The organism is Bradyrhizobium valentinum (assembly GCF_001440405.1).
Classification (GTDB): Bacteria; Pseudomonadota; Alphaproteobacteria; order Rhizobiales; family Xanthobacteraceae; genus Bradyrhizobium; species Bradyrhizobium valentinum.
The window spans coordinates 7928-14397 of sequence record NZ_LLXX01000237.1 but is presented as its reverse complement, the minus strand read 5'-3'; the positions used below and the strand labels follow the sequence as shown (position 1 = coordinate 14397).

The 6470-nt window shown below is 65.4% G+C and carries 4 protein-coding genes; 2 read left to right on the top strand and 2 right to left on the bottom strand.

The genetic code is table 11. The features are described 5' to 3' along the window. Positions 1–218 precede the first annotated feature (218 nt). The gene (locus CP49_RS40955; RefSeq protein ID WP_057855754.1) at positions 219–1460 is read left to right on the top strand and encodes a hypothetical protein; all 1242 of its coding nucleotides are present in this window, start codon (positions 219–221) and stop codon (positions 1458–1460) included. Between the two features lie 147 nt (positions 1461–1607). On the opposite strand, the gene mfd is transcribed toward CP49_RS40955, so the two are convergent. Both mfd and CP49_RS40945 read right to left on the bottom strand, forming a co-directional pair. After that, the gene (gene mfd, locus CP49_RS40950; protein WP_057855753.1) at positions 1608–5126 is read right to left on the bottom strand and encodes a transcription-repair coupling factor; all 3519 of its coding nucleotides are present in this window, start codon (positions 5124–5126) and stop codon (positions 1608–1610) included. Further along, positions 5123–5413, bottom strand: coding sequence for an FAD assembly factor SdhE (locus CP49_RS40945; protein WP_057855752.1), 291 nt, complete (start codon positions 5411–5413; stop codon positions 5123–5125). The genes mfd and CP49_RS40945 overlap by 4 nt, the downstream gene beginning before the upstream one ends. A 246-nt stretch (positions 5414–5659) precedes the next feature. Here CP49_RS40945 and CP49_RS48500 point away from each other — a divergent pair. Further along, a partial coding sequence (locus CP49_RS48500) for an ATP-dependent DNA helicase RecG (protein ID WP_476695640.1) occupies positions 5660–6470 on the top strand: 811 nt, incomplete at its 3' end.

The following is a 6470-nucleotide window of genomic DNA, read 5'->3' as shown; positions in this document are numbered from 1 at the left end:
GACCGGCTCAGCGGCCACCGGCTCGCCGGCCGCGCGCTCGACAACGCCCGGGCCAGAGATGCGTTGACAGAACTTGGCCTTAACCCGTTGATGGTGGAAGCATTTCGCGATCGGAGCAGCGCTGCCTGAGAGCCTCCGGCAGGCCGGCGTTGACGCCGCATTAAGCGTCGCAAACTAGAATCGCGGCTCCAGATGCGCGCCTGATCCGAGTTCTAAAGATGTCCCAGCAAGGTCCGATCCTCGTCGTATCGACTGCGAGACGGCCGTCCTTTGCCGCCACGCTCGACATCGCGGGGCTGTTTCCGGTCGTCGAGACCGAGTGGACGGCCGCCGCGCGCGCGGTCGAGCAGGTGCAGCCGGCTGCCGTGTTGGCTGCGACCACCGATACCGATGAGGCCGGACTGGCGGAGCTGGCAGCGCAGGTCGCCGCGCGCCAGCCCTATCTGCCGCTGATCGCGGTAGACCCGCAGCTCCCGTTTCCGGACAACGTCGTTCCCTTCTTTCAGAACCAAGTCTTACAAACTCAAGGCGGCACCAACCGGCTGGTGGCCCGCCTGAACGCAGCGCTCCGCGTGCGTTCGTTGCATGCAACGGTCATGCGCCGGCTGGTGCCGTCAGCACCGATGGCGCTATCGCATATCGATCCAGCGCACGACGCCACCGTGCTGCTGGTCGGCCGCGGCGGCGCCTATCCCACGCTCTCGGTCGCGCTTGGCGAGCGCACCGGCGTGGTCGGCGCGCTCTCGATCGAGGCGGCTGCGAAGCATCTCAACGTCAGAGACATCGACGGCATCGTGCTGGGCGAAGGTTTCAGCCTGCGCGTGATCGACGCCTTCCTCACCGTGCTGACCGAGGACGCCCGCTTCCGCAATCTTCCCATCGTGGTGACGGGCGGCGATCTGGCGCCGGCCTACGATCTGCCGAACCTCGAGATCATCGCCGGTGATGCCGCCCAGGTGGCAGCGACTGCGCTGCCGCTGATCCGCCAGCACGCCTTCGAAGCACATCTGAGCCGCACGCTGAAGGCGATCGACGCCGATGGCTTGATCGACGCGCGGACCGGCCTGCTCACCCCGGAAGCCTTTGAGCGCGACTTTGCCAGCGCCATCTACCATACCCAGCAACGCGGCGGCGGATTGTCGGTCGCGCGCTTTGCGTTCGATCCCGAACATCCCCGCGCGCAATTCGACGGCGCGCGGATCATCAGCCGCCTGATGCGGCAAATGGATTTCGGCGCCGCCCAGCAAGACGGCTCGGTTGTCGTGGTCTTTGCCGAGACCGATCTCAAAACGGCCCACGCCATCGCGCGCCGCCTGTCGAGCGTGATGCGCCATACCAGCCACGGCAAGCGCGACGCGCGATCGGAGCCGGTGGTTACGGTCGCAACGTTGCTGCCGCAGGATTCCGCAAAGTCATTGCGGTCGCGACTGCAGGAAGAAGCGCAGCGGGCGGCGTCGTGACTTCGAGCCACGCTATCTAATCCCGTCATTGCGAGCGCAGCGAAGCAATCCATCGCGCCACGAGGGAAGCATGGATTGCTTCGTCGCGGAGCCTGTCATCGGGCGCGCATTCGCGCGACCCGTTGGCTCCTCGCAATGACGACCGTGCTATGCCGCCTTCTTGCTTTCCGCGAGATTGGCGAGCTGGCGCATGATCTCGGTCGTGCCCATCAACCGCTCTTCCGGCGTCTTCCATACCTGCAGGAATACCACCTTCATGTCGGGGCGGACCTTCGCGGCCTGGCCGTGCTGGCGAATGAAGGCGACGAGACGATCCGGCTGGGCAAAGCTGTTGTCGCGGAACGAGATCACCGCGCCCTTCGGCCCGGCGTCGACCTTCTCGACATTGGCTCTGCGGCAATAGGCCTTGATAGCCGCGACCTTGAACAGGTAGCGAACCTCGTCCGGCAGCACGCCGAAGCGGTCGCGCATCTCGGCGGCGAAATTGTCGATCTCGTCGTCGGTCTCGAGATCGGCGAGCCGCCGGTACAGCGACAGCCGCACCGCAAGGTCGTTGACGTAATCCTCGGGGATCAGCACCGGCATGCCGATGGTGATCTGCGGCGACCAGCGGTCGGCGGCAGGCTCCGCCACGCCGGCCTTGAGGTTGAGGATCGCTTCTTCCAACATCGATTGATAAAGCTCGAAGCCGACTTCCTTGATGTGGCCGGACTGCTCCTCGCCGAGCAGATTGCCGGCGCCGCGAATGTCGAGGTCGTGTGAGGCGAGCTGGAAGCCCGCACCCAACGTTTCCAGCGACTGCAGCACCTTCAAACGCCGCTCGGCCTGGGCTGTGATCTTCTGCTGCGCCGGCAGCGTGAACAACGCATACGCCCGCAGCTTGGAGCGCCCGACCCGGCCGCGCAACTGGTAGAGCTGCGCCAGACCGAACATGTCGGCGCGGTGCACGATCAGCGTATTGGCGGTCGGGATATCGAGGCCGGACTCGATGATCGTGGTCGAGAGCAGGATGTCGTACTTGCCGTCGTAAAACGCCGACATGATGTCCTCAATCATGGTCGGCGCCATCTGTCCATGGGCGATCGCGACCTTCATCTCCGGCACGTTCTTGTCGAGGAAGTCCTTGACGCCGGCGAGGTCCTCGATCCGCGGCACCACGTAGAACGCCTGCCCGCCGCGGTAGCGCTCGCGCAGCAGCGCCTCGCGGATCATCAAGGGATCATGCGGGGCCACGAAGGTGCGCACGGCCAGGCGGTCGACCGGGGGCGAGGCAATGATCGAGAGGTCGCGGACACCGGTCAACGCGAGCTGCAGCGTCCGCGGAATCGGCGTGGCGCTTAGCGTCAACACATGCACCTGCGCCCGCAACTGCTTCAGTCGTTCCTTGTGGCTGACACCGAAATGCTGCTCCTCGTCGACGATCAAAAGGCCGAGGTCGCGGAACTTGATCGACTTGCCGAGCAGCGCATGGGTGCCGACCACGATGTCAACATTGCCTTCCGTCAGCCCCTTCTTGACCTGCGTCAGCTCTTTTGCCGGGATCAGGCGCGAGGCCTGCGCGACATTGACCGGGAAGCCACGGAAGCGTTCGGCAAAGTTCTTGCTGTGCTGCCGCGCGAGTAGCGTCGTCGGTACCACGACCGCAACCTGCTTGCCTTCGAGCGCGACGGCAAACGCCGCGCGCAGCGCCACCTCGGTCTTGCCGAAGCCGACGTCGCCGCAGATCAGCCGGTCCATCGGTCGGCCGCTTTCGAGGTCCTTTAACGTCGAGGTGATGGCCCCTAACTGGTCCTCGGTTTCCTCATAGGGGAAGCGCGCGCAGAACTCGTCATAGACATGCGGCTGCACCGGCATTTTCGGCGCTTCGTGCAGATGACGCGCCGCCGCGATCTTGATCAGTTCGCCGGCAATCTCGCGGATGCGGTTCTTCAGCTTGGCCTTGCGCGCCTGCCAGCCACCGCCGCCCAACCTGTCGAGTTCGACATTGGCGTGATCGGAGCCGTAGCGTGACAGCAGTTCGATGTTCTCGACGGGTAGGAACAGCTTTGTTTCGGCGGCATAATGCAATTCGAGGCAGTCATGCGGCGCGCCGCCGACCTCGATCGTCTGCAACCCGACAAAGCGCCCGATGCCGTGCTCGACATGCACCACGAGATCGCCGGTCGAAAGGCTCGTGACTTCCGAGATGAAGTTGTCGAGCTTGCGGCTAGATTTGCGCGGCCGCACCAGGCGGTCGCCGAGAATGTCCTGCTCGCTGATGACGGCGAATTCGTCGGTTTCGAAACCGCTCTCCATGCCGACGACCGCCAGCATCGCCTCGTTGCGCGGCGTCGCCTGCACTGTACGCCACGTGTTGACGCTGGTGAGATTGGCGAGCTTGTGATCCCGCAGCATGCTGCTCATGCGGTCACGGGAGCCCTCGCTCCATAGCGCGATCACCACCTTCTTGCGCTGCGCCTGCAACGCCAGCACATGCGCCACCACGGCTTCGAACACGTTGATCGAAGTGTCGGCGCGCTCGGGCGTGAAATTGCGGCCCTGCCGCGCCCCGGCGTCGAATACGTCCGCAGCACCATCGGGCACCGCAAACGGCGAGAGCCTCGCCACGGCCGCCTCGCTCAGCCGCGTCGTCCACTCCGTTTCCGCCAGATAGAGACGGTCCGGCGGCAGCGGCTTGTAGATCGCGCCGGAGCCTGGATGCTCCAGCGCTTCGCGCCTGGCCTCGTAATAATCTGCGATCTGCTTGAAGCGTTCGCGCGCGGCGTCCTCGCTCTGCGGCTCGATCGCGACCGGCGCACCGTCGAGGTAGTCGAACAGCGTATCCATCCGCTCCTGGAACAGCGGCAGCCAGTGCTCCATGCCGGGATGGCGGCGGCCCTCACTGACGGCTTCATAGAGCGGGTCGTCGCGCTCAGGCGCGCCGAAGGCTGCGACATAGCCCATGCGGAAGCGGCGGATCGTCTCGGTGACGAGCTGGAATTCCGAGATCGGAACCAGATCGAGCGCGCGCATGTCGAGCAGCGTGCGCTGGGTTTCCGCGTCAAACGTCCGGATCGATTCCAGGGAGTCGCCGAAGAAGTCGAACCGCACCGGCTGATCGAGGCCGGCCGGAAACAGATCGAGGATGCCGCCGCGCACGGCATATTCGCCGGGCTCGCGCACCGTCGAGGAGCGGTTGTAGCCATGGTGCTCCAGCCAGGCGACGATCGAGTCCATCGGCACGACATGGCCGGGCGCGACCGACAGCGCCTGCGCCGCCACCACCTCCCGCGCCGGCACGCGCTGCACGACGCCGTTGACGGTGGTTAGCACGATCAGCGGCTTGTCGCTGCCCTGCAGGCGCGACAGCCGCGCCAACGTGGTCAGGCGCTGCGCCAGGATGCCGCCATGCGGCGACACCCGATCATAGGGCTGGCAGTCCCAGGCCGGAAATTGCATCACGGGCAAATCAGGCGCGAAAAATTCCAGCGCCCGTGCCAATTGCTGCATGCGCGGACCATCGCGGCAGACGACGGCAAGGCTCACCGCCGGCGGTTTTGGTCGTGCCGCCACCGCACGGGCGAGGTCCGAGATGACAAGCCCTTCCGCGCCCTCGGCAACATTGGCAAAGGTCAGCGCACGGCCGGGGGCCAGCAGCGCGGCAGGCGATTTGACAGGCGCCTTCATGCGTCGTGGTCCACCGCGCGAAACGCCTTGATACGGTCGAACAGCGGGCCGGCATATTCCGGCACAAGCGGCGTTCCGCCGGTCAGCGCGGCGTAGAGATCTGGATCGGGCACCTCGATCAGGCGTTCGAGGTCGGCCAGTTCGTCATCGCGCATGCCGGATATCTCGGCATCCGCAAAGCGGCCGAGGATGAGGTCCATTTCGCGGGTGCCGCGATGCCAGCAGCGGAATAAAAGCCGCTTGCGGCGGTCGTCGAGGCCACCGCTTGATCGTGTCGTACCCGTCATTGTCCCATTCCATTCGAACGCCAAAAGCCCGGACGTGCCGGGCGGGCTTGATATAGCGGTCGGGATCGCCAATGTCAGCCCTTGTTGTCTCCGCAAATGCTCGTCATAGCCGTCCTAAGGACGGCGTCGCTTCCGCTCGCCTATGCCCGGCCATCCACGTTTTGGTCCCAACACGAGGGCAAAAAAAGACGTGGATGCCCGGTACAAGGCCGGGCATGACGGCGAGAAACGGATTTAAGTCTGCCGATGCGCCCCACCCTGCTCAATCCGCTGTTTGCGCCAGTCACGACCCTCCCCGGCGTCGGGCCGAAGCAGGACAAGCTCTTGCGCTATCTGCTCGGGCGCGATGAGACGCCGCGGCTGGTCGATCTGCTGCTGCACCTGCCGGCGAGCGTGATCGACCGCCGCGCGCGGCCGAAGATCCGCGAAGCGGTGCAGGGAACCGTGGTGACGCTGGAGGTCATGATCGACCGCCATCGGCCGCCCCCGCCGCGCAATTCCCGCGCGCCCTACCTCGTCTATGCCTCTGACGATACCGGCGACGTGGTGCTGACGTTTTTCCGCGCCAAGCCCGGCTATGTCGAAAAGCTGCTGCCGGTCGGCGAGAAGCGCTACGTGTCGGGCACGCTGCAGATGTACGACGGCATTCCGCAGATCGTGCACCCCGACCGCGTCGTGGACGAAGCCGGGTTTGCAAAGCTCAGCGGCATCGACCCGGTCTATCCCCTGACCGAAGGCCTGGCGCTGGGTTCGCTGCGGCGGGCGATCGCGCAGGCGCTGCAAAAACTGCCGGAATTGCCCGAATGGATCAGTCCGGAAGTTATTCGCCGCTGCAGCTTTCCGCCGATCCGGGAAGCGCTGAACCGCGTGCATGTGCCGGTCGAGCTCACCGACATCCTGCCCGACGGCCCGTTCTGGTCGCGGCTTGCCTTCGACGAACTTTTGGCCGGTCAACTGGCGTTGGCGCTGGTGCGCGCGCAGTTGCGGCGTCCGGCCGGCGACCGTAACGCCGGCGACGGTCACCTGCGCCACAGGATCATCGACGCCCTTCCCTATG

What these genes read in the sequence shown, in the direction of transcription:
- CP49_RS40955 (WP_057855754.1), top strand. Translation starts at nt 219, where the DNA reads ATGTCCCAGCAAGGTCCGATCCTCGTCGTATCGACTGCGAGACGGCCG.
- mfd (WP_057855753.1), bottom strand. Translation starts at nt 5,126, where the DNA reads ATGAAGGCGCCTGTCAAATCGCCTGCCGCGCTGCTGGCCCCCGGCCGT.
- CP49_RS40945 (WP_057855752.1), bottom strand. Translation starts at nt 5,413, where the DNA reads ATGACGGGTACGACACGATCAAGCGGTGGCCTCGACGACCGCCGCAAG.